General features: G+C 32.9%; 25 protein-coding genes. 3 read left to right on the top strand and 22 right to left on the bottom strand.

Annotation, left to right across the window (positions count from 1 at the left end):
* Nucleotides 1-39: 39 nt before the first annotated feature.
* From ACTTG8_RS05340 to xylA, 6 genes are all read right to left on the bottom strand, one after another.
* Nucleotides 40-417 (bottom strand): carbohydrate kinase family protein, encoded by a 378-nt coding sequence (locus ACTTG8_RS05340; RefSeq protein WP_442561088.1) that lies wholly within the window; start codon nt 415-417, stop codon nt 40-42.
* A 14-nt stretch (nt 418-431) separates the two neighbouring features.
* Nucleotides 432-1,586 carry a sugar ABC transporter permease gene (locus tag ACTTG8_RS05335; RefSeq protein WP_442561087.1) on the bottom strand — a complete coding sequence of 385 codons (1,155 nt, stop codon included), beginning with the start codon at nt 1,584-1,586 and terminating at the stop codon, nt 432-434.
* Between the two features lie 2 nt (nt 1,587-1,588).
* Complete coding sequence (locus ACTTG8_RS05330) at nt 1,589-3,139, bottom strand: ATP-binding cassette domain-containing protein (protein WP_442561090.1); 1,551 nt, start codon at nt 3,137-3,139, stop codon at nt 1,589-1,591.
* A 63-nt stretch (nt 3,140-3,202) separates the two neighbouring features.
* Complete coding sequence (locus ACTTG8_RS05325) at nt 3,203-4,405, bottom strand: substrate-binding domain-containing protein (protein ID WP_442561086.1); 1,203 nt, start codon at nt 4,403-4,405, stop codon at nt 3,203-3,205.
* Nucleotides 4,406-4,428: 23 nt separating this feature from the next.
* Nucleotides 4,429-5,901: a xylulokinase gene (xylB, locus tag ACTTG8_RS05320; protein ID WP_442553741.1), complete on the bottom strand. Its 1,473-nt coding sequence runs from the start codon at nt 5,899-5,901 to the stop codon at nt 4,429-4,431.
* A 2-nt stretch (nt 5,902-5,903) separates the two neighbouring features.
* The gene (gene xylA, locus ACTTG8_RS05315; protein WP_442561085.1) at nt 5,904-7,226 is read right to left on the bottom strand and encodes a xylose isomerase; all 1,323 of its coding nucleotides are present in this window, start codon (nt 7,224-7,226) and stop codon (nt 5,904-5,906) included.
* 192 nt (nt 7,227-7,418) lie between these two features.
* Between xylA and ACTTG8_RS05310 the strand changes: the two genes are divergently transcribed.
* Entirely contained in the window at nt 7,419-8,450 is a 1,032-nt protein-coding gene (locus ACTTG8_RS05310) for a substrate-binding domain-containing protein (protein WP_442561084.1), read from the top strand.
* Nucleotides 8,451-8,524: 74 nt separating this feature from the next.
* Here the strand turns inward: ACTTG8_RS05310 and ACTTG8_RS05305 are convergent, their stop codons facing one another.
* The 6 genes from ACTTG8_RS05305 to ACTTG8_RS05280 form a co-directional block, all read right to left on the bottom strand.
* Nucleotides 8,525-8,929 (bottom strand): FGGY-family carbohydrate kinase, encoded by a 405-nt coding sequence (locus ACTTG8_RS05305; RefSeq protein ID WP_442561083.1) that lies wholly within the window; start codon nt 8,927-8,929, stop codon nt 8,525-8,527.
* 25 nt (nt 8,930-8,954) lie between these two features.
* The gene (locus ACTTG8_RS05300) at nt 8,955-9,524 is read right to left on the bottom strand and encodes an IS30 family transposase (RefSeq protein ID WP_442561082.1); all 570 of its coding nucleotides are present in this window, start codon (nt 9,522-9,524) and stop codon (nt 8,955-8,957) included.
* 68 nt (nt 9,525-9,592) lie between these two features.
* Nucleotides 9,593-9,778 carry a hypothetical protein gene (locus tag ACTTG8_RS05295; RefSeq protein ID WP_442561089.1) on the bottom strand — a complete coding sequence of 62 codons (186 nt, stop codon included), beginning with the start codon at nt 9,776-9,778 and terminating at the stop codon, nt 9,593-9,595.
* Between the two features lie 82 nt (nt 9,779-9,860).
* Complete coding sequence (locus ACTTG8_RS05290) at nt 9,861-10,706, bottom strand: transposase (protein WP_442561081.1); 846 nt, start codon at nt 10,704-10,706, stop codon at nt 9,861-9,863.
* A gap of 432 nt (nt 10,707-11,138) precedes the next feature.
* Nucleotides 11,139-12,428 (bottom strand): ATP-binding protein, encoded by a 1,290-nt coding sequence (locus ACTTG8_RS05285; RefSeq protein WP_442561080.1) that lies wholly within the window; start codon nt 12,426-12,428, stop codon nt 11,139-11,141.
* A gap of 365 nt (nt 12,429-12,793) precedes the next feature.
* On the bottom strand, nt 12,794-13,252 hold the full coding sequence (locus tag ACTTG8_RS05280) for a DIP1984 family protein (RefSeq protein ID WP_442561079.1): 459 nt from the start codon (nt 13,250-13,252) through the stop codon (nt 12,794-12,796).
* A gap of 172 nt (nt 13,253-13,424) precedes the next feature.
* On the opposite strand from ACTTG8_RS05280, the gene ACTTG8_RS05275 reads away from it, so the two are divergent.
* Complete coding sequence (locus ACTTG8_RS05275; protein ID WP_442561078.1) at nt 13,425-14,630, top strand: EAL and HDOD domain-containing protein; 1,206 nt, start codon at nt 13,425-13,427, stop codon at nt 14,628-14,630.
* 51 nt (nt 14,631-14,681) lie between these two features.
* On the opposite strand, the gene ACTTG8_RS05270 is transcribed toward ACTTG8_RS05275, so the two are convergent.
* The 9 genes from ACTTG8_RS05270 to ACTTG8_RS05230 form a co-directional block, all read right to left on the bottom strand.
* Nucleotides 14,682-15,134, bottom strand: coding sequence for a peroxiredoxin (locus tag ACTTG8_RS05270; protein ID WP_442561077.1), 453 nt, complete (start codon nt 15,132-15,134; stop codon nt 14,682-14,684).
* A gap of 18 nt (nt 15,135-15,152) precedes the next feature.
* The gene (locus tag ACTTG8_RS05265) at nt 15,153-15,347 is read right to left on the bottom strand and encodes a (2Fe-2S)-binding protein (protein ID WP_442561076.1); all 195 of its coding nucleotides are present in this window, start codon (nt 15,345-15,347) and stop codon (nt 15,153-15,155) included.
* 85 nt (nt 15,348-15,432) lie between these two features.
* A complete protein-coding gene (locus ACTTG8_RS05260) occupies nt 15,433-16,449 on the bottom strand; it encodes a glycosyltransferase family 2 protein (protein WP_442561075.1) in 1,017 nt (338 codons plus the stop codon).
* A complete protein-coding gene (gene glf, locus ACTTG8_RS05255) occupies nt 16,449-17,588 on the bottom strand; it encodes a UDP-galactopyranose mutase (RefSeq protein ID WP_442561074.1) in 1,140 nt (379 codons plus the stop codon). Before glf ends, ACTTG8_RS05260 begins: the two co-directional genes overlap by 1 nt.
* A 12-nt stretch (nt 17,589-17,600) precedes the next feature.
* Nucleotides 17,601-20,138, bottom strand: coding sequence for a hypothetical protein (locus ACTTG8_RS05250; RefSeq protein ID WP_442561073.1), 2,538 nt, complete (start codon nt 20,136-20,138; stop codon nt 17,601-17,603).
* Nucleotides 20,119-20,841 carry an RluA family pseudouridine synthase gene (locus ACTTG8_RS05245; protein WP_442561072.1) on the bottom strand — a complete coding sequence of 241 codons (723 nt, stop codon included), beginning with the start codon at nt 20,839-20,841 and terminating at the stop codon, nt 20,119-20,121. The genes ACTTG8_RS05250 and ACTTG8_RS05245 overlap by 20 nt, the downstream gene beginning before the upstream one ends.
* The gene (locus ACTTG8_RS05240) at nt 20,838-21,527 is read right to left on the bottom strand and encodes a response regulator (RefSeq protein ID WP_442561071.1); all 690 of its coding nucleotides are present in this window, start codon (nt 21,525-21,527) and stop codon (nt 20,838-20,840) included. Before ACTTG8_RS05240 ends, ACTTG8_RS05245 begins: the two co-directional genes overlap by 4 nt.
* A 15-nt stretch (nt 21,528-21,542) precedes the next feature.
* Nucleotides 21,543-23,069 carry an ATP-binding protein gene (locus ACTTG8_RS05235; protein ID WP_442561070.1) on the bottom strand — a complete coding sequence of 509 codons (1,527 nt, stop codon included), beginning with the start codon at nt 23,067-23,069 and terminating at the stop codon, nt 21,543-21,545.
* A gap of 198 nt (nt 23,070-23,267) precedes the next feature.
* Entirely contained in the window at nt 23,268-24,074 is an 807-nt protein-coding gene (locus ACTTG8_RS05230; protein WP_442561069.1) for a cell wall hydrolase, read from the bottom strand.
* Nucleotides 24,075-24,397: 323 nt separating this feature from the next.
* Here ACTTG8_RS05230 and ACTTG8_RS05225 point away from each other — a divergent pair, with 323 nt between their 5' ends.
* On the top strand, nt 24,398-25,207 hold the full coding sequence (locus ACTTG8_RS05225; RefSeq protein ID WP_442561068.1) for a hypothetical protein: 810 nt from the start codon (nt 24,398-24,400) through the stop codon (nt 25,205-25,207).
* Here the strand turns inward: ACTTG8_RS05225 and ACTTG8_RS05220 are convergent.
* Nucleotides 25,185-26,048 (bottom strand): ABC transporter permease, encoded by an 864-nt coding sequence (locus ACTTG8_RS05220; protein WP_442561067.1) that lies wholly within the window; start codon nt 26,046-26,048, stop codon nt 25,185-25,187. The two genes, ACTTG8_RS05225 and ACTTG8_RS05220, sit on opposite strands and share 23 nt — an antisense overlap.
* Between the last annotated feature and the right edge of the window lie 2 nt (nt 26,049-26,050).

The raw sequence follows: 26,050 nt of genomic DNA, 5'->3' as shown, positions 1-26,050 counted from the left end.
GATAATCGCAGTGCCTATGTGAATAAACTTCAAGGTGAATTACGCATGGCGTTTCGCTCCTGGATTATGTAAAAAAATCCTATCAATACCTAAAATAGCAAGAACTACAGAATATGATGTAGAATATTTTTCTGATATTATCATATTTTCTTTTACATCATATTTATCTAAAATAGACAAAATTATTTCCCCAAATTCATCTTTTCCAATCTTACCTATTAAAGTTACATCTGCTCCTAAAATCTTAAGTGCTAAACCTGTATTTGCTACACACCCACCTGTATGTACATCTGCATTACCTACCTCAATTAATTTACCTGGAGTTAATATATCATTTAAGTTTTTTACCTCTTCATTTAAAAATATAGGAGTTATATCAAGACAAATATGACCAGCTACAATTATCTTTGTTCTCATATATAAAACCTTTTTTACTTTCCAGTCTTATGATTTGAAACAACATCAAAGACTACAGCTGCAAGAAGCACAAGCCCCTTTACCACATATTGAAACTGATCTGGTAAACCTAATATAGACATACCTTGATTTATTACACCAAGTAAAATTGCACCTATCATTATTCCTTGAATACTGCCAGATCCACCATAAGCAGATGCACCACCTATAAAACATGATGCAATAGCATCCATTTCATAAGTATTTCCCATATTACCATCTACAGAACCTATTCTTGCTGCCACCATAAGACCTGATAAACCCGCCAAAATACTCATTATAAAATATGCAAAGAAATATATTTTTCTTGAATCAATACCAGATAATATTGCTGCCTTTTCATTACCACCAACTGCATAAAAATATCTTCCAAATACAGTATACTTAGTAATTATCATAAAAAATACTATTACAGCTAAAATCCATACTAGCATTATTGGAATACCTTTATAATTCATAAGTTTATATGTGTATGCAATAACTAAAACATCAAAAACTACTATCTTTGCAATAGTTCCATATATTAAACCAACTTCATACCCTGCTCTAATTTTTTTATTTCTACTAATTAAAGTATAAATTGTAAATATTATAGCTATAATTATTCCTACAGCTAAAGCTGAAATTGCATGCTGATTATAATCTATACCTGGAATCTGAATATATGATGTAAATAAATCTAAAAAATCCTTATTCATTACAGATACTGTTTTAGAATCAAGCACCACTCTTGATATTCCTCTAAAAAGAAACATACCAGCAAGAGTACAAATAAATGGAGGTACATGAATATATCCTATCAAATAACCTTGACATGCTCCTATTATAGCCGCAGCAACTATTGCAATAATTATGGTTAAAATAGGATTTACATTTAATGTTAATAATTTAGCAACTATTGCTCCTGATAAACAAAGAGTTGAGCCAATAGAAAGATCTACATTTCCTCCTGTTAATATACAAAGTAACATTCCACAGGCCATTACAAGTACATATGCGTTTTGCAATAATAAATTTGAAATATTTTGTGCAAGTAACAACCTTCCACCAGTAAATATTGTAAAAAGAATAAATACAACAGCAAGGGCTATTACCATCGTATATTTTTTAATAAAATTTCCTGCCTTCATATCTATACTTCCTCCCCACGCTCTTTTAATATAGCTCCCATAATTTTTTCTTGAGTAGCTTCTGCGGAACTAAATTCTCCCGCCATCCTTCCTTCATTCATAACATATACTCTATCACACATACCAAGTAATTCTGGTAATTCTGATGAAATCATAACTACAGATTTCCCCTGACTAATCATATCATTAATTATTGTATATATTTCATATTTAGCTCCTACATCAATACCTCTACTAGGTTCATCTAATATTAATATTTCAGGCTCAGCAAACATCCATTTAGCTAAAAGTACTTTTTGTTGATTTCCTCCTGAAAGATTTCCTACAGATTGCTCTATACTAGGAGTTTTAGTTCTCATTGCCTTAACCAAATCTTTAGACTCTTTTTTCTCCTTCTCTACATCAATAAAACCTCTTTTACTAGAAATCTTATCCATTCTTGCTAAAGTTGTATTTTTTGCTATACTTTCTGTAAGAATCAAACCATCAGTTTTTCTATCCTCTGTTGCATAAGCTAAACCTTTTTCAATGGCATCTTTTACATTTTTAAGATTAACATCTTCACCTTTTATTATCTCTGTTCCAGTTATTTTTGTACCATAACTTTTTCCAAAGAGAGACTTAAAAAGCTCTGTTCTTCCTGCACCTTGCAAACCTGAAAATCCTATAACCTCACCTTTTTTAACATTAAAACTAATATTATCAACTATTTTCTTTTCAGTATAAACAGGATGATATACTGACCAATTTTTTACTTCAAAAACAATCTCTTTACCTATATTTCTTTCTCTTACTGGATATCTATCTACTAATTCACGCCCAACCATCCCCTTAATAATCTTTTCTTCATCAATATCATGATTAGGATTTCCCATAGTTTCTATACTTTTTCCATCCCTTAAAACTGTTATTCTATCTGAACAATAAGCAACTTCATTTAATTTATGGGTTATAATAATTGAAGTAATTCCCTTCTCCTTCTTAAATTTTATTAACATATCAAGAAGTTTTCTAGAATCTGCTTCATTTAATGATGATGTTGGCTCATCCAAAATCAAAAGTTTAACATCTTTTGAAATAGCTTTAGCAATTTCAAGTAATTGTTGTTTTCCTGTACCAATATCTTTAACCAAAGTATTACTATCAGACTCTAAACCAACAATATCCATAGCTTCTTTTGCTTTTTTATTAGTAAGATTCCAATCTATAAGTCCTAATTTATTTTTATTCTCGTTACCTAAAAACATATTTTCTGCAATAGTTAATTCTGGAATTAAAGCAAGTTCCTGATGAATAATTACTATTCCTTTTGCCTCACTATCAGAAATCTTATTAAACTTACATTCTTCACCATTATATATTATCTTACCATCATATTCCTTATAAGTTATAGTACCAGATAATATATTCATAAGAGTTGACTTACCTGCTCCATTTTCCCCTACTAAAGCATGTATCTCTCCTCTTTCTATATCCAAGTTTACATTATCAAGAGCAACTACACCTGGATAAGTCTTTCTAATATCTTTCATTTCCAAAATATAATCGACCAATATTTTATCCCTCACTTTCAAAATAGGGCGAGTATATACCCACCCCACAAAGTAATCTAAAAATTAATTTACTGGATGCGGATAACCATCACTACCCATTGTATAATACCCAGTATCTATAAGTTCTTTCTGTATATTTTCCTTAGTTACTGCTACAGGAACTAATAAAAATGAAGGAATCTTTCCAGTTCCATTATCATAAGATTCTGTATTGTAAGATGCCTCAAAACTCCATTTTGCCTTCTCTATAAGGCTTGCATCTACTGTTTCACCCTTAAGAATTGCTTCACCAAGCGAAAGAGTTGCTATTGCCTCATTTGCAACAGCCTTATAAACTGTCATTGATTGTTTTCCATCAATTATGTTAGCAAGGTTAGGCTCATCACCATCCTGCCCTGTTATAATAACTTCATTTGTTCCAGCATAATCAGAAGAAAGTGCTTGTGTAACACCAAGTGCTGTAGAATCATTAGAACAAAGTGCTGCATCAAGCACTTTACCATCTGAATAATAAGAGCCTAATATATTTTGGAAACGAGAAAGAGCTTTTGAAGTATCCCACTGAGCTGTACCACATTGTTCAAACTCAGTCTGACCAGAAGGAACTACCAATATACCCTTATCAATATATGGTTTTAGTACATCAATCGCACCACCAAAGAAAAATTTTGCATTATTATCAGCTGGATCACCACACGTAAGTTCTATATTATATTTCTTATCACCAGCATTATCTAAATCAAGCTTATTCTTTATAAATTCACCTTGAATTGTACCAACTTTATAATTATCAAATGAAATATAATAACTAATTGCATCAGTATTCATTATAAGTCTATCATAGGCAACTACAGGTATATTTTTTTCTTTAGCCTGATTGAGTACTTGTGAAAGCGATTCTCCATCTATTGCTGCAACAATAAGAAGATTTACATTATCAGCTATAAGACCTTCAATATCTTTAACCTGCTGATCTATCTTATTATCTGAATATGTTATAAGGACTTCATGTCCAGCTTCCTTAAACTTATTTTCCAAATATGAACCATCTCTATTCCAACGTTCAAGAGTTTTTGTAGGCATTGAAATACCTACTTTATTTCCAGCAGATACAGTTTTTGATACTTGTTTACTTGAATCTTTTGCACTAGTTTCTTGTTGTTTTGTAGAAGCACTTTGGGGTCCATTATTGCCAGAACTTGTACATCCCATTAAAGAAAACGCCATAACTCCTGCCATTAATAATGATAATACTTGTTTTTTCATTTAACTTTCTCCTTAAATTAAATTTATTTTGCTATTTCTCCAAACACTTCTTTTAGTGCCGGATAAATTTTCTTAAACTTACTATAAGCCTTTTCATATTTATCCACAATTTCCTTTTTAGGCTCTATCCTTTCCACAACTTCAACTAAACTTTCACAAGCCTCTTTAACCGAGCTAAACTCACCAGCTCCCACTGCTGCAAGAATAGCTGCACCATAACCTGGTCCTTCTTCACATTTCACTACTTCAAGTGTCACATTTAATACATTAGCTATAATTTCTTTCCATATAGGGCTCTTTGCTCCACCACCACAAATCTTAGCCTTATCTATATTTATACCAAGGCTTCTTGCAACTTCTAGAGAATCACGAAGGGCAAAGGCCACTCCTTCAAATACAGCCTGTGTTAATTTTTCACGAGCTGTATCCATACTCATACCTATAAAACTACCTCTTGCAAAAACATCATTATGAGGAGAACGCTCACCCATAAGATACGGAAGGAAAAATACCTTATTTTCTCCTAAGCTATCAAATCCTTCTTGCTCTTTTACAAAATCTTTTGTCTCAAGTACATTTTCAAGCCACCACTTATTACAAGATGCCGCACTTAGCATACAACCCATTAGATGATAATTTCCATCTGCATGAGCAAAACTATGAAGGGCATTATACTTATCAACTGCAAAATTATCACTTGAAATAAATACTGTACCTGAAGTACCAAGAGAAATATTACAAGCTCCATTTCCTACTGTAGCTGTACCTATAGCTGCTGCCGCATTATCTCCTGCACCTGCAACTATTTTTACATCTAATGAAAGTCCAAGCTCATTTGCTATATCTTCTCTAATATTTCCAACTACTTCATAACTTTCAAAAAGTTTAGGAAGCATTTCTTCTTTTATAGAACAAATATCAATCATTTCCTTAGACCAACATTTATTTTTAACATCAAGAAGAAGCATTCCTGAAGCATCTGAATAATCTGTACTATGTACCCCACTTAAAAGATAAACTATATAATCCTTAGGAAGCATTATCTTTTTTATCTTCTTAAAATTTTCCGGCTCATTATTTTTAATCCAAAGAATTTTAGGAGCTGTAAAGCCTGCAAAGGCTATATTGGCTGTATAACTTGAAAGCTTATCCTTACCTATTTTTTCATTTAAGTACTTAGTTTCAGCCTCAGTTCTACCATCATTCCAAAGGATAGCAGGTCTTATTACCTTATCTTCTTCATCTAAAATAACAAGCCCATGCATTTGACCACCAAAGCTTATAGCCTTAATTTCACTTCTCTCAAAATCTTTTATAAGCTCTTTAATTCCACTAAAAACATCTTCCTTCCAAAAGGCCGGCTCCTGTTCAGACCAGCCTTCTTTTGGAAAGCTAAGTGGATATTCCTTAGATACTATATTCTTTACCTCACCCTTATTACTAATAAGAACAAGTTTTACTGCTGAAGTACCTAAATCAACCCCTATATAATACATATTTATCTCCCAAATAAAATATCATTAAGTATACTTTGTAAATATTCCTGTCTACCTGAACCTGGGCTGCTTGGCTTCTTTAATTTAAGTGCATAATCACTAAGCTCACTAAGTGTAGTACTTCTTTCTAAGATTTTCTTTCCTATTCCCTCATTATAAGAAGCATATTTTTCTTCTACAAATTTTTCAATTCTTCCATCTTCTATAAGCTCTGCCGCCTTTATAAGTCCAAGGGCAAAAACATCCATACCTAAAATAAATGAATAAAACATATCTTCATAGGTATTTGAAGGTCTTCTACTCTTTGAATCAAAATTAAGTCCACCATCAAGACCACCATTTTTAAGTATTTCATACATAGCTAAAGTTGTATCATAAGCATTATGTGGAAATTCGTCTGTGTCCCAACCAAGCATAGGATCACCTGTATTTGCATCTACAGAGCCAAGCATACCGTTAACTCTTGATATCCTAAGTTCATGTTGGAAAGTATGACCTGCAAGTGTAGCATGATTTGCTTCTATATTCATCTTAAAATCCTTATCAAGACCATGCTCTTTAAGAAAAGCTATAGAAGTTGCTGCATCAAAGTCATACTGATGTTTCATTGGTTCCTTTGGCTTAGGCTCTATAAAGAAAGTGCCCTTAAAGCCAATACTTCTACCATATTCTACAGCCATCTTCATTAAATTTGCTATATTTTCCTGCTCAAACTTAACATCTGTATTAAGAAGAGTCTCATATCCTTCTCTTCCACCCCAGAATACATAACCTCTTCCACCAAGTTTTACTGTAAGCTCAAGAACTTTTTTTATCTGTGCTGCTGCAAAGCAATAAACCTCTGCACTATTTGTAGAACCTGCACCATTCATAAATCTAGGATTAGAAAACATATTGGCTGTAGCCCAAAGGCACTTGATATCTGTACCCTTTGTTTTTTCTAATATATAATCTGTAATCTCGTCAAGCCTTTCATTTGTAACATTTATGTCTTCTGAACACTCTGGAATAAGATCTACATCATGAAAACAATAATACTTAATTCCAAGTTTTTTCATAAATTCTATACCGGCATCTACCTTAGCCTTAGCATGCTCCATAGTGCCTGGCTTAACTCCAAAACTCTTATCTGTTGTTCCAGCACCAAACATATCCACTCCTGTAGCTGAAAGATTATGCCACCAAGCCATTGCAAATGGAAGATGCTCACTCATCTTCTTACCCATTATCACTCTATCAGCATCATAGTATCTAAATGAAAAAGGATTTTTACTTTCCTTTCCTTCAAATTTAATTTCTGGAATATTTTTAAATATTTCGCCCATAACTAACCTCCATTATTTTTTGTGTTCGTGCACAATTATAAAGTAGCACATTTTTTTTCATAAGTCAAGGTGTTTTTTGTGCGATTTTTATATCTTATAATTTTAGCACACTTATATTTTATACCATTTGACTAAAGCTGTTGAATGTGATATAATACAAAATATCTTTATTTTAGGAGATTTATTTAATTTATGATAACAATAAAGGAAATTGCAGAACTTGTAGGAACTTCAAGGGGTACAGTAGATAGAGTTATAAATAATAGAGGTAACGTTAAACCGGAAATAAAAGAAAAAGTATTAAATATAATAGAAAAATATGATTACAAGCCTAATAAAGCAGGGCTTGCCCTTGTTACCAAAAAAAAGAAATTAACAATAGGAGTTATCCTTTTTAGCAAGCATAATCCATTTTTTATAGATGTTATAAATGGTATGATGACAAAACTAAAAGAGGCCGAAGACTATGGTATTTCTATGATTAGAAAAGAAATTTCCTTTGACTTGGAAGAGCAAAAAAAGGCAATTTTAGAATTAAAAGAAAAAAATATATCATGTCTAATAATATCTCCATTAGATAGTTTCGAAATAAGAGATTTAATTGGTGAACTTTATAATGAAAATATACCTGTTATTACTGTAAACACAGATATTAAAAATTCTAAAAGACTTGCTTATGTAGGAAGTGACTATTACAGTGCCGGTAGTATAGCTGCAGGACTTATGAAGCTCTTTACTAAAGACAAAATAAAACTCGGAATAATTTTAGGCTCAAAAAAGGTACTTTGCCATACAGAAAGACTAGCAGGCTTTAGAGATACTATTAAGAAAAATTATAAAAATCTTGAAATTATAGCCGTACTTGAAAATAATGATGATGATAATAAAAGTTATGAGATAACAAAAAATTTTATAAATAACCATAAAGAAATAAAAGCTCTTTTCTTTGCCGGTGCCGGTGTCGCAGGAGGTACAAGTGCTATTAAAGACGCAAATTTAAAAGATATGTATGTTATTACTTTTGATACACTTAGCAGCACAATAAATATGCTTGAAAAAGGTATAATCACAGCAACTATAGATCAACAACCCTTTATGCAGGGTTATAAATCTATAGAAGTTGCAATTGATTATCTAATACATCACATAAGTCCTAAAAAAGAACTTAATTACCTTAAATCAAATATCATAATAAAGGAAAATATAGGAGAAATTAAAGGGTAGGTCTATCTTAAATAAATATGTATTTTATAATTCTTTTTTCATACATTTTCTGATATACATTGTAAATTTGTCTACTAACAAATCTTATCTACAGCCAAACTTTCTATATCAATTCCCTTTACATATCTCTTTATAAACTCTCTAAAGCCTTCTACATCTTCGCTGTCAGGCTCTATGGTCACACTATCCATTAAAGCAAATATATTTTTATCAAGGAAAGTTTCAAGTGCCTCCCCTTCTTCTTTATTTACCATATATGAAGCAAGAAGTGCCATTCCCCATGCCCCGCCTTCGCTTGCTGGCTTCATTACTTTAACCGGTGCATTTACCGCAGCTGCCAGATACTTCTGACCAACTACTTCAGTCTTAAACAGACCTCCATGACCAAGAAGCTTATCAAACTTTACATTTTCTTCTTTTAATAAAATATCAAGCCCCAGTTTTACTGCTGAAAGAGAAGTATAAAGATGTGTCCTCATAAAGTTTGCAAGATTCAATTTAGCGTTAGGAGTTCTTATAAATTGCAACCCTAAATGTCAGTATTTTATAATTTTTTTCTAGGCTCTTATAGACCGCATTTGAACTCAGTCCACCAAACATCTTTCTCGGATAGTTATTCATAAATTTCTCTATCTCTTTGATCCTCTTTTTGCTGAAACTACCTATGTCCGTGCCTTTGGCTATGAATCTTCTTATCAGTTTGTTATTGTTCTCATTGCTTCCACGTTCATACGAGCAGCAGCTGTGTGCATAAAAATACTTTATACCCATTTCCTCAATAGCCTTCGCATCAGAAAACTCCGTACCATTGTCACTTGTTATGCTCTTGAACATCTTAGAAAATTTACCCCTGTGTATCCTTCTAAGCCCTTCAAGAGCCTCCACTACTGACACACTGCTCTTGTCCTTTATCTTTACTATTATCTCCTTCCTGCTTAGCCTCTCCGTAAGGACGAGTAAGCACGCCTTTGACCCTTTCCCTGACACCACCGTATCCATCTCGTAATGCCCCAGCGTAAGGCGTGAATTTATCTCATCAGACCTTTTCTCAATGATTTCACCACCACGCTTCAATGACCTCTTTTCCTTCTTCCTTACAGCCTTTTCCTTTTTCTTATATATCAGGTTTGAATGGCTTAGGCTCAGAAAGAGATTTCCATATACCTTCTCTGCCCAACATCATAGGCATACTCTTTTCTTTCTCTTAAGTCAGAGTTCTTAAATAGGACTGTCCCTCGATTTATTTCTCTGTAGATAGTTCTTTCTGAAACGCCTATTTTCTCTGCTATATAGGTTTTGGTCTTTTTTTCTTTAAGATATACTTCTATTTTTGCTCTCTCTGCTAAAGTTAACTTGAGTTTCCGTAAACTGCATTAATAAAATTAGTAAATCCTTAAATACAAAGAAGATTTAGGAATTTTTTACATTAAAAAGTGGTACTGTTAAAATGTCTTTTCTGGAAGCTGTTATCTGAACTTTTATATGCGAAAGATATGCTTCATGTTTTTTGCCTTTATAGAATAGCGTAAGTTTCACCTTACCTTTTCGTCTGTTACATAGTTCTGCTGCGGATACCCACCTGCCATGTAACAAGAGCCTTCTTCTTACAGTAAGGCGTATCACATAGTCCTGTTCCATAGAGGCAAGTTTAAGAAACATTTTATTGTCATCATATCCTCTGTCCATTACAAAAGTTGCCTTTCCAAACAATGAGACAGCCCTTTCAATTGCAGAAAAAGTAATATCATTAATTGATGTAAAGTTTTTTTCATTTGATGAATGGATTTTAGAAAACAGGCTGACCGAATGGGCGTTATTAGTCAGCACGGTTGCTTCTGTTACATGATATCCCTTTTTATAAATGTTTTTCTTGGCAGTACTTTCAGAACCGTCACGCACTAAACAGAGCGATTCAAATTTATATCCGCCGGGTTTTACAACATCGCTGTCATCAATGTGTACCACGGGATGTTCAGGGCACCATTTTTTAACAGATGAAAGATAAGAGTTGAGAGCGTATGCCGGTATGCCTTTTGCAAGGTGGTTGGAAAGCCTGTCCACGACATTGATTTTTCTGGATGGTTCGTGAAGTTTGTCAACTATGTCTGTCAGTAGGCAGCTTCCTGATGCTAACATGCCATAATTCATATCAGCCATGAACTTTCTTTCGGACTTTGAAAGTTTTTTTGAAATTTTATTTGAAAAAGTTAAAATTTCCAGTTTCATTTTATAAGTATTTGATGTAAAATTAACCACTGGGAGTCCTCCTAATTTTTGTTTAGTATGTTTTTTGTGGTGATTAAATTATACATCAAAAATGAGAAGGATTCCTTATATTTATGGGATTTTTTGAAAAAAATTTGTTGTAAAACTGTAATTAAAAGTGACTTGTGGATAAAATACGGAAACTCAAGAAAGTTAAATGTTTACCTCTTCTTCTTTTTGCGATATACTTATCTTGCATCAAACAATAAAATCCTTTCATGGTTTTTGGTCGAATTTATGATAACATGATTTTATTGTTTGGTGTACTTTTTTACTCATTTATACTGACACTTTATTTTACCATTTATAATTTTTTTCCATGTTGCTGTGCACTAGTTCTTAGTGCACAGCCCCTTTGATTATATTTATATAATAATGGGCTGTTTACTCTTATTCGGAGCTGCTGTATTTAGAAAGAAATAACTACAACTCCAGGCTTCCCTCATTCAACAAAAATTCAAATATTCCCATTATCGTAATTCCATTTTCATTTCTCCAAACCGGCGGATTGCCGTTTACAACCATTATTTTCTTAAATGAGTCAGGTATTCTTACAAGAGATGCCTGTTCCTGCTCAATCTTTTCTTTGTTAGGAAGAGCAAAGGCTGATTGTATATAATACCTTTTGCTACCTTGATTTGCAACAAAATCAACTTCAAGCTGTTTATATATTTTCTTATTATCCACATTTTCTCTGGTTTCAACCACGCCTACATCTACATTATATCCTCTATATATCAGCTCATTATATATCGCATTTTCCATCAGATGAGTTTCTTCGAACTGTCTAAAGTTCAATAATGCATTTCTCAAACCTAAATCCGTATAGTAATATTTTGACGGAGTGCTTATGTATTTACGCCCTTTTATATCATATCTCTCAGCTTTTTCCACTATAAAACTTTCTGTAAGATAGGTTAAATAGCCTGATATCGTAGGTACAGAGAGAGTATTATTCCCATTACTTACAAATGTATCAGATATTTTTTTAGCATTTGTAAGTGAACCGACTGCCGAAGCCACTATTTTCATAAGTGCTTCCATTCCTTGCTCATCACGCAAATTGTAACGTTCACAAATATCCTTCAAATATATTTCTTTATGGAGTCTTGATAAATAAGTGCTTTTCATTTCTCCGTTTGTCTCAGCTAAGATGTGCGGAAGTCCACCATAATACAGGTAATCCTGCCAGGCATCATATTTATCCTTATCTGTTGCAGGATAATATTCGGAAAACGACAATGGTAATATATGTATCTCATCACCACGTCCTCTAAACTCTGTTAAAATATCTGATGAGAGGAACTTGGAATTACTTCCTGTTATATAAACATCTATATTTTTCTTTCTTAATAAACCATTTAAAACTCCATATAATCTAATCGGTTTATCCCGATTTTTCATTTCCTCTTTTGTAATTGCATATTGTGCTTCATCAATAAAAATGTACAGCTTCCCACCTTTATCCTCTATTTTATTTTTAATATACTCATAGAGTTCATGTGGATTACAATATCTTGCATAATCTTCATCATCTAGGGGAATCGTTATAACATTTTCAGCAGGTACCCCACTATTGATAAGATAATCATAAAATAAATTAAATAAGAGATATGATTTCCCACTTCTTCTTATTCCTGTTATTACTTTTATTAAACCATTATTCATTCGGCTTATTAGTTTATTCAAATATCTGTTTCTTTTTATTTTCATTTTACTCCTACTTTATTTTTTCTGTCCAAGTACTGTTTTATTAAAGTATATATTAATTCATTATTATTTGCAATTCCTATTTTAAAAAAACTGTCCTTATCCAACTTTTATAAAGTAAAAAAAGAGCCTCACAAAGCAGCTCTACCTAACATATAAAACTCTTAGTCCCCCAGTCCCACCCTCGCTTCTTAGTCAATGTATGGTATTAATTTATAAACATCTTAAATCATACACTTGTACAAGATAATGGTCATAACTATAACACTAGGAATCGAACCCCCGGCTTACCTTAACCACCACTATTATATGAATAAAATTCAATTTTTACATTCGCCCTAATCTGCTACCAACTAAGTTTAATTTCATCAGTTTTCTACAAGCTCTGTACTCCAATTAGTTGCCTGAAGACTATTGTCAAGCTGCCTTATTTCTTTCGAAAGCCTATCCACTTCCTTTTGAAGGTCAACCACCTTGAGAGTTGGAAGTATTTTAATCTCTGTACCTCTTGCCCTTCCTGTTATGCTGCTGGATTCATATACAAAATCTCTGTAAGCCGAGGCCTTGAGGATGAGTGCATCCTTCTTGGCAATTACCTCTGTTATCGTCATGTTCCCAATCATAGTTTCATTGTTAGTCTTATTGATCTTGCCTGCAAGATACTCAAACCTATCTATGCAACCATTCATCTCCTTTATAAGCTCTAAAGGATTCTCAGCAGGTTTCTCTCCCTCCTGCACATGCGAATTATTCCTTACCCTTGACCTAAGTCTTTCTATGTTTTTTATCAAGTCTGCTCTTTCTTGTAATGCTTCTGCAAGTTTCATAATATACCTCCATTCCAAATATATGCATTTTAAACTAAATAAATGGTAAAAATAAGGCATTTATATTTACAATTATTTACTTAACAAATCACTCAAATAGTGTTATACTTATTAATGTTCTTAGATGATTAATAGCTTTTACACATATTATACTTAGAAAGGGATGCCTAATATGTACATTGCAAGACAGCCCATATTTGACAAGAAAAAAGATGTATATGGTTATGAATTACTTTTCAGAAACAGTACCACCTCTATGGCTTATACAGGAACAAGTGCAGAAAGTTCTACTGCTGTTGTGCTGGGCGGCTTATTTGAACTTGGTGTAGAAAAAATAGTTGGTAATAAAAAAGCTTTTGTAAACTTTAATTACAATTCCTTACTCTCTAACTCAATAGAATTGGTAGATCCTTCAACTCTTATTATTGAAGTTTTGGAAGATGTAGAAGTGGATAAAAGATTAATACGCCGTCTTGAGAGCTTACACAAAGAAGGATACCGAATAGCTCTTGATGATTTTGTACATAGCATTAAAGATTTTAAAATTGTTCCAGTTGCAGACATAATAAAATACGATCTTATTGCTACTCCCTTAAATACCATCAGAGATGAGGTAAGGGAGGCTTTGAATCGTAAAAAAGTTTTGCTTGCTGAAAAGGTGGAAACTGAAGAAGAATTCATCGAAGCACGTAAAATGGGATTTCACTTGTTTCAAGGATATTTTTTCAGTAAACCTGTCATTGTTGCCGGACTTAAAGGTAAAAAGCCTGACATAACAATTTACAGAAGAATACTGAACGAACTTCATTCCGAAGATCCTTCATTTCGTGTACTCTCGGAAATATTAGAAACCGATGTTTCTGTTGCCTACCGGCTATTAAATATAGTCAGTAAAAAGGATGATAACATACAAAAAGGGGTGAAGTCAGCTCTTATAAAGATGGGGCTTTCTGATTTTGAGCGATGGGTTCATATAATGATGTTACAAGATTTATCAGTAAACAAACCTAATGAACTTATTAGAATAGCTCTTATAAGATCTAAATTTGGTGAACTTGTTTCAAACAACTGTGGCATCCTTTATCCAAGAGCATCTGAAATCTCGCTTATGTGCCTTTTCAGTGTATTGGATGCAATGCTTGATTTAACTATGGAAGAAGCTATGAATGATTTGTCAATAAGTGATGATATTAAAGATGCTTTAATCAAGGGGGAGGGTGCTCTCGTTCCTGTATTAAAGCTTGCAGAAGCTTATGAACAGGGACAGTGGACAGAAATAGATATATTATCTAAGCAGTTACAAATTGATAGCAACCGTCTTGTAGGCTGGTACATGGATTCTATCAACTGGACTGACAAGATAATGTTAGGCGCTTAATTTAATAAGCAGGAAAGAGAGTATATTCCTTCCTGCTTATTTTTATTTGACTTATACTTCACCAAGCATATTTTCAGGATCTTTTCCTGCCTTCACCTTATCATTAGCCTTAATAATAATTCCCTCTTCATCTATAAGATATGTTGTCCTGACCACTCCCATATACTCTATTCCTGCCATCTTCTTCTGACGCCATACATCGTAAGCCTTTATAGTTGTTAACTCGGTGTCTGAAAGTATGGTGAAACCAAGCCCATTCTTTTCTTCAAACTTTTTATGTGATGCTACACTATCCTTACTAATTCCAATAACTTCTACACCTTTTTCTAAAAATAATGGGTATCTCTCGGAAAATCCACAAGCCTGCTTAGTACAGCCGGGAGTACTATCCTTAGGATAAAAATAAATAATCAACTTCTTTCCTCTGTATTCTGCAAGTGTATGTATTATACCATTCTGATCAGGTAAACTAAAATCAGGTGCTTTAGTTCCTACTTCTAACATAAGACCTCCTTTAACTATTTACGCATTATCTTCAGGGAACATAACTAAATCCCTAACAAATATTTCAATAAATTCCTGACACTGTCCACAGCCTGTACTGCATCCGGTAATTTCTGATACCTCTTCAAAAGTCTTTGCTCCTGAATTGACAGCATCTATTATCTTTCCATAAGTTACATTTTCACAATTACAGGCAATTTTATCCCTCTTCATAAATCTCTCCTTTTACTGATGACTTATTTTCTCAATAACTACCTCCTTAGTCTAAGTCATTAGTAATTTATTTGCAAGACTTATTCTAATTAAATTTATACACCCTTCTAGCTACCTCATAACCCCAAATTATAATCTTCCTTCCTCCTTTACCCGGCATACCCATTATCGCTCCTAACAATGTATGCTTAATCATTCTGTTCATCTTAGGGTTATATTTTTTTAGATAATGCCATATTTCCTTTTTCCTTTCCATGTTTTCCGGTTTACCGGATTTTATCAAAAAGACAGTACATATAGTCATCATAATTGCAAGATACTTTGCCATATATTTTTTGAGTTTTGGTTCTTTTAATCTGCTTAAATCATGTGACTCTATAAGAATCCTAGTTATCTTAAGCTGCTGCTCTATCCTTCCTATCATTACTTTTTCATTAACAGACTGGTCATCTCTTCCTATAAAATATCTATAAAAATCTACATCCATGTAATACATAGTCTTTACAAAAGGCAGAGGTTTATATACAAAAATATTATCTACATAAAATGTATGCTCCGGTAACTTTAGCCCTATTTCCTTAAGCAGGGCTGTCCTATAAAATACAGAATGCATGAGAATATATTGCGAATTCTTAAATCTACCCACATCCGACCAAGTAAAAAACCTATTCTCAGGCAAGCAATTTGTATATCTCACTGTACTTGGCTCTTCCCCTACTTTCTCATATACATAGTTACATATCAACATATCCAAGGTATTATTCCCTTTTATCACTGAACGGAGTAAGTCCATTACTTTTCCAAGAGCATCTGTATTTACCCAGTCATCAGAGTCAACTACTTTAAAATATACACCGCTTGCATTAGCAAGTCCTGTATTTACAGCCTCTCCATGCCCACCATTTTCCTGATGTATGGCTTTTACAATGTTTGGAAATTTTTTCTCATACTCTTTTGCAATTTCCAATGTATTATCCTTTGCAGAACCATCATCTACAACAATAATTTCGATATCTTCTCCTCCTGCAAGCAGAGTGTCTATAGCATGGCTCATATATTCTGCCGAATTGTAACAAGGTATTGCAACACTTAAAACTTTCATTATACCATCCTTTCACAAAGCTCTAAGGCTTTTTTAGTAATTGCATCCATATTATAATATTTATATTCTGCAAGCCTTCCTAAAAGATATAAATTTTTATACCTTGAGGCAAGATTAAAATATTTTTCATATAAAGCTTTATTTTCATCATTTAATATCGCATAGTAAGGTATCAGTTCTGTATCAGGCTCAAAATTAAGTGAATATTCTTTCACTATAGTAGTACCTGCTGCCTGCTGCCCCGTCATCTTCTTAAACTCCGTTATTCGTGTAAAATCTTCATCAACTGTGTAATTGACCACCGCCTCCGGCTGATAAGATTCTTTATGATAATGCTCAAACTCAAATCTCAGTGACCTATAGGGCAAAGCACCAAAACATCTTTCAAACAGTTCATCTATCATTCCTGTGTATATGACATCTCCATCAAATTCTATACACTCAAAGAAAATCTGCCCACCTTCTAATTTAATACAGTCCTTAGCATCTATGTTTAATCTTACCTCAATATTAGGATGAGAAAGCATTCTTTCAAAAAGCCTCGTATAACCATCCCTCGGCATTGCCTGATAATCATCCGTAAAATACCCATCTTGCTCTGTTAAAATTACAGGAACTCTTGCTGTAACTGCCTCATCTATCTCTTCAGGTGCAACTCCCCATTGCTTTCCTGTATATTTTACAAATATATTTTCATAAACATATTCTGCTAACTCCCTTATGTCTTCGTCTTTGTTGGCTCGAAGTTGCAGTATCGGAATTGCCGTTTCTCTTCCATACTCATTTATCAACTTCTCTATAAGATTATTCGCCTTATACTCGTTATACACGAGCCTTATACTATTTATATTAAATGGTATTGGTATAAATTTACCATATACATTGCCAACCACCTTATGGTGATAAAGCCTCCACTCTGTAAATTTTCCAAGAAAATCATACACCTCTTTACTTGAGGTATGAAAAATATGTGGTCCATAGGTATGGATTAAAATTTCATGCTCATCAGGCTCATCAAAGGCATTCCCACCTATATGATTTCTTTTTTCTAAAATGAGTACCTTTTTACCTTTATCGGCAAGCTGTCTAGCCGATACTGCCCCTGCATAGCCTGCTCCTACTACAATCACATCATACATTTGCAAAACCTCCTAGTTCAATGCTGAAATAAATATATTTCCGGCTGTCTTAAACATTTTCTCTGCCTCTTTCTTATCCATAAGGCTTGTCTTACCTGTTTTTACATTCATAATCTCTATATTTTGCGGTGTATAGCCCGTAATTAAAACAGCTGTCTTATTATCTTTCATTGCAATTATAGGATTTCCTTTATTAATATAATAAAAAATATTGTTAAATTCTATCCCCGAAAGATTAATAGCTGTAATTTCCGACTGAGATTTAAGCACATCCAGAACAGAATTGCCCTTATTCAAATCTTCACTGGAAATATATATTCCCTTTGCTGTCAAAAACAGCCGAATTGCAGAGTGTATACTATCATCTTCTTCGTAAATATAGTCCACATCTGCCTCATCTGCCTTTGCTGACGAGTCAAGCCTTATTCTCTCCCAAACAAGATTACCTTCCATATCAAGCACATATCCCATTTTATCATCTGCAAGCTTAATCATATCCGCCACCTTATAGGAAGAGGCTACAAACTCACCTGATATATTGGCAAAATATTTGTCCTTATTCTCTTTACCATCCTCTCCCAACCTTATAGTCAAATCTCTTGTTATTACTGTATTTAAAGTTAATAAACTTATTTCCGGATTTTTCTCAAGTTTCAACCCATAAGGTAGAGTCAGATAATACTCTGTTAAATATTTATCAGTTCGCCTGTCTACAACTTTAACCTCTGAATTACCATTAACTACATTGTTTAAGATATGATCAATCCTTATTCTTACGAATTTACCTCCCTTTTTCTCCACTCTTTCCAGTTCGATAGTATCATTAACAATATTTATCCCTGTAATATAAATATTTTTTCTATCATAAATTTTCAAACTTCCACCATTTATATCTGAAATGACAAGCTTTTTATACGGAATAAGTATACTTCCATTCTTTTTATTAACTATATCCTTTTCATATGCAATTCCATACACAAAATTTCCGGATATTTTACCTAAAAGCCTAAGAACTGAGTCCTTTTGTGCATCTATTTCCGTCCTTTTTCTGGTTTCAAGATCCATAATTATCAATTTTTTTGTCTTGGTTATATCCGGTGATTCCTGCCATACTACATGATTATTTTCAGATAGTGCAAGATATGAGCCTCCCGAAATATTTTCCGCCAAAACAGATAACTTTCTCTTTACAAGGCTATATGAATAAATTTTATCATGTAGTGAGAAATAAAAAAATTGTTCTGAACTTACAAAACTGAAATCGGATAATCCACCCTCAAAAAACTGAGCTGGAAGATTAACTGGAATATAAGACTGTTCTTCTATTCTGTCCTCATTCGCCAAATATTTATACAACACAATCCCTGTCTTTCCCTCATATACACCACGATTCATGTATCCATATACTACGAAATAAAAATCTCCATTATCTTCCATCCTAAGAACTTTTATATTATGATGATCATAATATGTCCTTTCATCTGAAAAGTCTTCGCTTATAAAGGAAAATATTCTTTTAATCTTGTTATTTTCAGTATCATAGCACCATAAAGCCCTTTCTCTTACAAATGCAATAAACTTATGTGCCTTATTCAAGCTATATCCACTACTAACATTGTCAGTAATCCCAAACTTTAGCTGGCTCTTTGAAACCGAAGTCTTTTCAGGATTATATATTTCTTCTACTCTTCTCTCAAAGGCCAGTAAGTATGCCGTATTCTCAATTCTATTTATACGATAATATTCTTTTACTGAATAATAATTTGGACTGTCACCCTTTGTCCTTACTATATACCTATAAGCTATTCCCGATATGTTTTCAGAATTTTCAACTACATTTATCAAAGGTTTTGCAAGGCACTCAGGAGAAAGCTTTCCCCAAGTCACAATATCGTAGGAAGAATGTATGTTGACATAGGCAAAATTCATATTGTCCATACTTCCATCAGGTTCAAGATAAGGCTTAATAGCCTTTTCATCACTTTTATTAAATGTTGCCTTAAAAAATCTCTCAGCAAAACTATAATTCTCTACAAATTTATCACCTCTTGTAAATTTAATTGTTGTAAAAAATACAAACTTTTTACCATCTTCATTTACAAGTCTTAATTTAAGTAGAAAATCCATACCTTGAGATATTTCAGTGTCCAACTTTATAGAAACCTTCTGTCTTCCTGTATCATCCTGCTCCTCACCCTGTACTTCTCCACTCGATATTGCTATATTATCTGTTTTATCCTTAACTTCATACTCCACTCTTATTATCTTATTTCCATAAGTATTTATAATGAAATTTATAGTCTTATTATTTTCTAAAGGAGTTATTTCTTGTCTTATACCAAAGTTGTCAAGTTCCTGTCCATATCCATGCAACAAATTAATCTCTTTATTTCCTCTTAGCATACTGACTGTCGGAAAACTCGCCTCAGACATTTCTGTCTTTTCTATCTTATCAGTATATGTTGTTTCTTTAATATTACTTATAAAATATCCTGCTGACAGAATAAATATAAGTGTAATAATTATAAGTTTATAAATGATTTTCTGCATTAAATTCTCCAAACTCTTTTCCCGTTACAGGAATTACAAAATCCATTTTTTTATCGCTTATCGGATGTATAAAGGATAGTCTTACTGCCTCAAGTGCAAGTTCCTGCCATCCATCTATATCTTTATAGTCCTTATTATACTTCGTATCACCAACTATCCCGTTAAATACTTGAGATAGCTGAAGTCTTATCTGATGATGTCTTCCTGTTATAAGGTCAATCTCAATTAAAGCCTTATTGCCTAAAACTTTAAGAACCCTATAATTAAGCTCTGCCTTTTCTGCACCCTCAAATTTCTCATCAACAATTACAGATAAATTTTTTAACTTATCTGCCACCATAAAATCCTGCCTATTTTCCCATACATTTATAACAGGCTTAGTATCAAGAATATTAAAATTAACTACAGCCATGTATTTTTTAGATATCCTATTCTCCCTTATCTGCTGTGAAAGACCGGTTGCAGCTCTCTTTGTTTTAGCATAAACCATTATCCCTCTTACATTTCTGTCCAAGCGATGCAGAACAGCTATATAAGGCTCTTTGGATAATTTAATTTTATTTTTCCTAGCTTCCATTACCAGATATTTTTTTAGTTCCCTTACCATATCTCTATTACCTGCCTTATCCCCTTGGGATAATACTCCTGCAGGTTTTACACATACAATAAGGTCTAAATCTTCATAAATAATTTGCACCATCATAGCTTAAACCTGTATCCAACTCCCCATATAGTCTCAATGTACTGTGGATTTGCTGTATCTTCCTCAATTTTTTCCCTAATCTTTTTAATATGAACTGTCACCGTAGCTATATCACCTAGAGACTCCATTCCCCAAACTTCTCTAAACAACTCTTCCTTTGAATATACATGATTTGGATTATCTGCTAAAAAGGTAAGCAGATCAAACTCTTTAGTTGTAAAACTTTTTTCCTCTTCATTCACAAAAATTCTTCTTGCAGTACGATCAATTCTAATTCCTCTTATATCAATAAAATTATTTCGTTCCTCAGAAGAATTTACAAGTCTTTCATATCTTGCAAGATGTGCCTTAACCCTTGCTACCAGTTCACTTGGGCTAAATGGCTTTGATAAATAATCGTCAGCACCAAGCCCCAGCCCTCTTATCTTGTCTATGTCATCTTTCTTTGCAGACACCATAAGTATAGGTATTTTCTTTTCTTTACGAACTTCCTTACAGATCTCAAATCCATCTTTCCCCGGTAACATAACATCTAAGAGAATTAAGTCAAAATCCTCACTCAATGCCTTTTCTAATCCCTTTTCTCCATCCTCTTCTATTACAACTTCAAAGTCCGAAAGTTCCAAATAATCCTTTTCAATCTCAGCAATAGCTTCTTCATCTTCAATTATTAAAATTCTACTCATTTTTTCTCCTTTATACTACACATTTATTTTACTCTTCTGTATTCTCAACTCCTCAACTTCTCTAACTGAAGTAAATTCAGCATTTCTTAAAAGCATTATTATCTTCGTACCTTGTCCGTTATTACTTTCTGCCCAAACTTTTCCACCATGATCCTCAATTATCTTCTTTACTATTGCCAGTCCTAGTCCGCTACCACCTATCTTAGAATTTCGTGACTCATCTACTCTATAAAGCCTTTCAAAAACTTTTGCCCTAGCTTCTTTTGGTATACCTATACCATTATCATCTACAGAAATCTGCACAAATTCAGACATCAACTCAACCCTTATATCAATCCTACCTTTTCTACCTTTTGCAGAATATTTTTTAGAATTAGAAATAAGGTTATTGATTACTCTTTTAAACTGAACTGCATCTGCTATAACCGAAACCCTTTCTTCAATGCTTGGATGAAAATATATTTCAAAATTATTTATTTCCAAATCAGTTCTTATTTCATCTAATCCTTCTGTCAAATACTCATTAATGTCTAACTCCATAAACTTATATGAAATAGCATCCATATCAAGCTTTGCATATGCTGAAAGTGCATCAATAAGACTGTTCATCTCCACAGCCTTAGAATAAATGATACTTAAATATTTATCCTGTTTTTCCGGAGTATTAGCGACTCCCTCCCTAAGCCCCTCTACATAGCCCTTAATTACAGTAAGCGGAGTCTTCAAGTCATGAAAAATATTAACTACCATTTCTTTCATATTTTGTTTTTTAGATATATTATCCTCCAACAATTCAATAATATGTTCTCTCATATTATTAAACTCATCAGCAAGCTCACCTATTTCATCTCTCTTATGCCTTTTTATTTCTGTGTTAAAATCACCTTTGATAATATCTTTCGCAGATTTTCTAAGGCTGTCTATCGGCATTGCAACACTGGTGTATAACCAGTAAGAAAGTGTCAAGCCTGTAAGAAACATAATCAACACAAAACTTGCTGTAAGCTGTCCCCATGCTAATTTTGATTCTTTTTCCAATTCAGACATATTAGTTACAAAAAATAGGTTCGAACCATCATTTAAAGTACCCACATGTCTAACAATCACATTAAATCCATTATTTTCAAAATAACCTAGGCTTTCATCTGAATCAATCACATAATCATAAAGTTCATATACTATCTTATCATAAAGTTGCTTATCACTTCCATAAATAAGTTGCTTCCCTTTAATAATATAAATAGATGAGTATTTATTCTCTATTTTTTTTGAAAAGTTATCCAAATATTCGCTATCATCTAAATGCTCCTGTTCATTCTTTAAATAAGTCCTAAGTTCTTTGTAATCTTCCTCTATAATCTTATTTACATAACCGACCGGATTTGATATTGAAGTTATTATGTTTATATTGTTTTCATCTCCAACAGTATCAGTTAAAGAAAATCTGGTTTTTATTATAGTAAAAAATGCCACATTAATAAGAATTAATGGTATTATCATTACTACCATAAATGATACTACTATTCTTCCCCTCAGTCTCATCTTTTATCTCTCTTTCATTAATATATATTAATTTAATGATATACCCTATCATACAAAGGCATACTGTCTTCCCCATAGTATAACATAAAACATAAATCTTATCACTTATTTTAAAATTTTGTAAGATTTTTGTAAACAAAAAAGGAACTCCCTGCAATATAAAGTCAGAAGTTCCATATATCAATCTTATATTTAATTTTATCTGTATTTATAATAATCTTGTCCATTATGATAGAAAAGATGGTGAAGATTATTGTCAAACCAAGCTGCTGCCTTAGCAGTTGTGTATTTTTTTGCTACAAATGCAATCGCACCTTTAGAATAATCTCCATTTTTAAGCACCTTATCAACAGCCTTTTTAGTTTCTTTACTTACTTCACATTTCCAAAACCTTCCCCCCGGCTTAACCGGTGAAAATTGATAAACACCCGTTCTTGGATTATGTGCCATAACTACTCCGGTTACAGTATTAGGGAAACTTTTGTGCTTAACTCTATTAAGTACAACACTTGCTACAAAAAGTTTACTTTTCTCATCCATATAGCCTACTTCAGACTGGACAAGGCGATAAAGATTTGCCTTATCTTTAATAGTCATCTTAATATTATAGGCATTTTTATTCTCTTCAGCTTTCTTCTTTGCCTCTTCAGCTTTTTCTTTCTCTTCTTTTGCCTGCTTAGCTGCAGCCTCTGCCGCTTTCTTCTCTTCTTCAGCCTCCTTAGCTGCAAGCTCTGCTGCTTTCTTTTCTTCTTCGGCCTCCTTAGCTGCAAGCTCTGCTGCTTTCTTTTCTTCTTCAGCCTCCTTAGCTGCAAGTTCTTTCTCTTCTTCCTCTATGCTCTTGTTATCCATATTAAGCAGTTCAGTTTGTGAAGTCGCACCACTCCCTGCCTCTTCTGTACTTATTGTTTCTGCCTTTGCACTGTAAAAACAGGTCTGTGGTAACATTGTGAGCGAAAGACAGGCTGATATTGTTCCTAAAAACAATAATTTAAATCCTCTTTTCATCTTTTTCTCCTATTTATCTAATTATCAATTTTTTAATAGTTTAGGTATATATTGCAAATATATTACAGAATTGTTACATAAACTACGCTCGTAAGTATAATATTTAATTTCTCCTTTGTCAATAAAAAAGCTGAATTTTGGGTATTCAGCAAAGTTTTTTTAATATCAAAACATTTTTTACATGAATTTTGTATATTTTTATGATGCTACAGCTGTATAATTTTGTATAATTTTTAACTTGATTTTTTACTTCTTTTGACAGATATTTCAAAGCATGATAACATAAAGCAAAAATCAACATTTATATTCAAGGAGCATTGATTATGAAACAACTATTAAAAGGTGTATATAAAAGAGTGGATTCTAAAGGAAAAAACTGGTATATAGCTTCTTTTACTTACAAGTCTAAACATATAAGTCTAGGAAGTTTCGAGGATAGCAATATCGCTCATGCAGCATATAATGAGGCTTTATCCATAGTTGCAGACCATACAAAAATAACCCTTAATGATTATGATGAAACTATGAACTTGAACTTTGAAAAATGGGTAGCCATCATTAATTTTCGTGATAATGGTATCTATATTAAAAACCCTATCTATTTAAGAAAAAAATTTTTTGAATATTATTTTTCTCCATCTGAAGTAATGAAATTTTCAGCTGAGGATTTATTCTACTATTCACATCACAAAATAGTCAGAAGAGGTAGACATTATTTTGTTGCAGATTATGGGATGCAATCTAATATTATGCATCGCTATGGAATTAGGAACTTTGCTGTCCCCGGAAAAGATTATATATTCTTAAATGGAGATAATCTAGACTTTAGATATGAAAACCTGGAGATCATTAATCGCTATTTGGGCGTAAGACTTGAAAAAAAATTTCCAAAGCCTGTATATGTAGTTAAGATTCACATTAACGGCTCTGTAATAGTAGGTCGTTATGACAATGAAACTACAGCGGCTATAGCCTACAATAAAGCCGCCCTCCTACTTATGGAGGGTGGGCTAAATAAAAAGTATGAACTAAATTTTATAGACGAACTAAATGAAACCGAGTATGAAGATAAGTTATTAGAAATTAAACTTTCGAAGAAATTTTTACGCTTTATTGATTCACTCTTTTCCTAAATGGATTTAATAAATAAGCGGCTACCGATATATTAATTACTGTAATTACCGTTTGAACAATAAGACTTAATGTAAACCAGTATCTCATAATAAAACTTGTATTTTTTTGAAAATTAATGTAATTCCCTATCACATCCGGTAGCCCTATCTGAGTATCTAAGAGCGAAAACATAGTAACTACAGGATTCAGCAAAAATATAGGATTTAAGAAATCATTATTAACTGCCGAAAATACATTGCTTACAAATGAAATAAAAATTGTACCTAATGTAATAAACATAACCCATATATATGAAACTGCCATAGCTGTACTTGTTTTTCTAAAAATGGTAGACATAAGTATTCCAAAACTTCCTATATACAAGGACATAAGTATTATAAGCAGAATATATTTTCCAAGATCTCCTATACCTGCTCCTCCAAAAGTAAATATTAGGGCTAAAACAGGAAGACTTGAAAATACATAGAACATTTGTTTACTTATGGCAGAAAGCAATTTCCCAATAATTATCCTCTTCGTTCCAAGTGCAGTAGCAAGCAATATTTCAAGAGTGCCATGATCTCGCTCTCCTGAAATCGTACCTCCTGTAAGTGCAGGTACTGCAAATAAGGCAAGTCCAAATTCTAATCCAAATAGTATTGAATAAAACACAATAAAGTCTTGTTTAATAGTGTAGGCATTATATGTAGGATAGCCTGAAGTCGATATCGCAACTAATGTAAAAAGTCCAATTACTGCAAGCGTAAAGCAGTATAAGCCCACTGTTATTGGAAACTTGATACTCCGAACAGATTGCCTAATTTCTTTTGCATATAATGCATTTGTCTTATATTTCTTCATAA

It is taken from the genome of Catonella sp., assembly GCF_052173895.1.
In the GTDB taxonomy this organism is placed as follows: Bacteria; Bacillota; Clostridia; order Lachnospirales; family Lachnospiraceae; genus Catonella.
The sequence above is the reverse complement of the archived record's forward strand: the minus strand, read 5'-3'. Positions and strand labels throughout refer to the sequence as shown.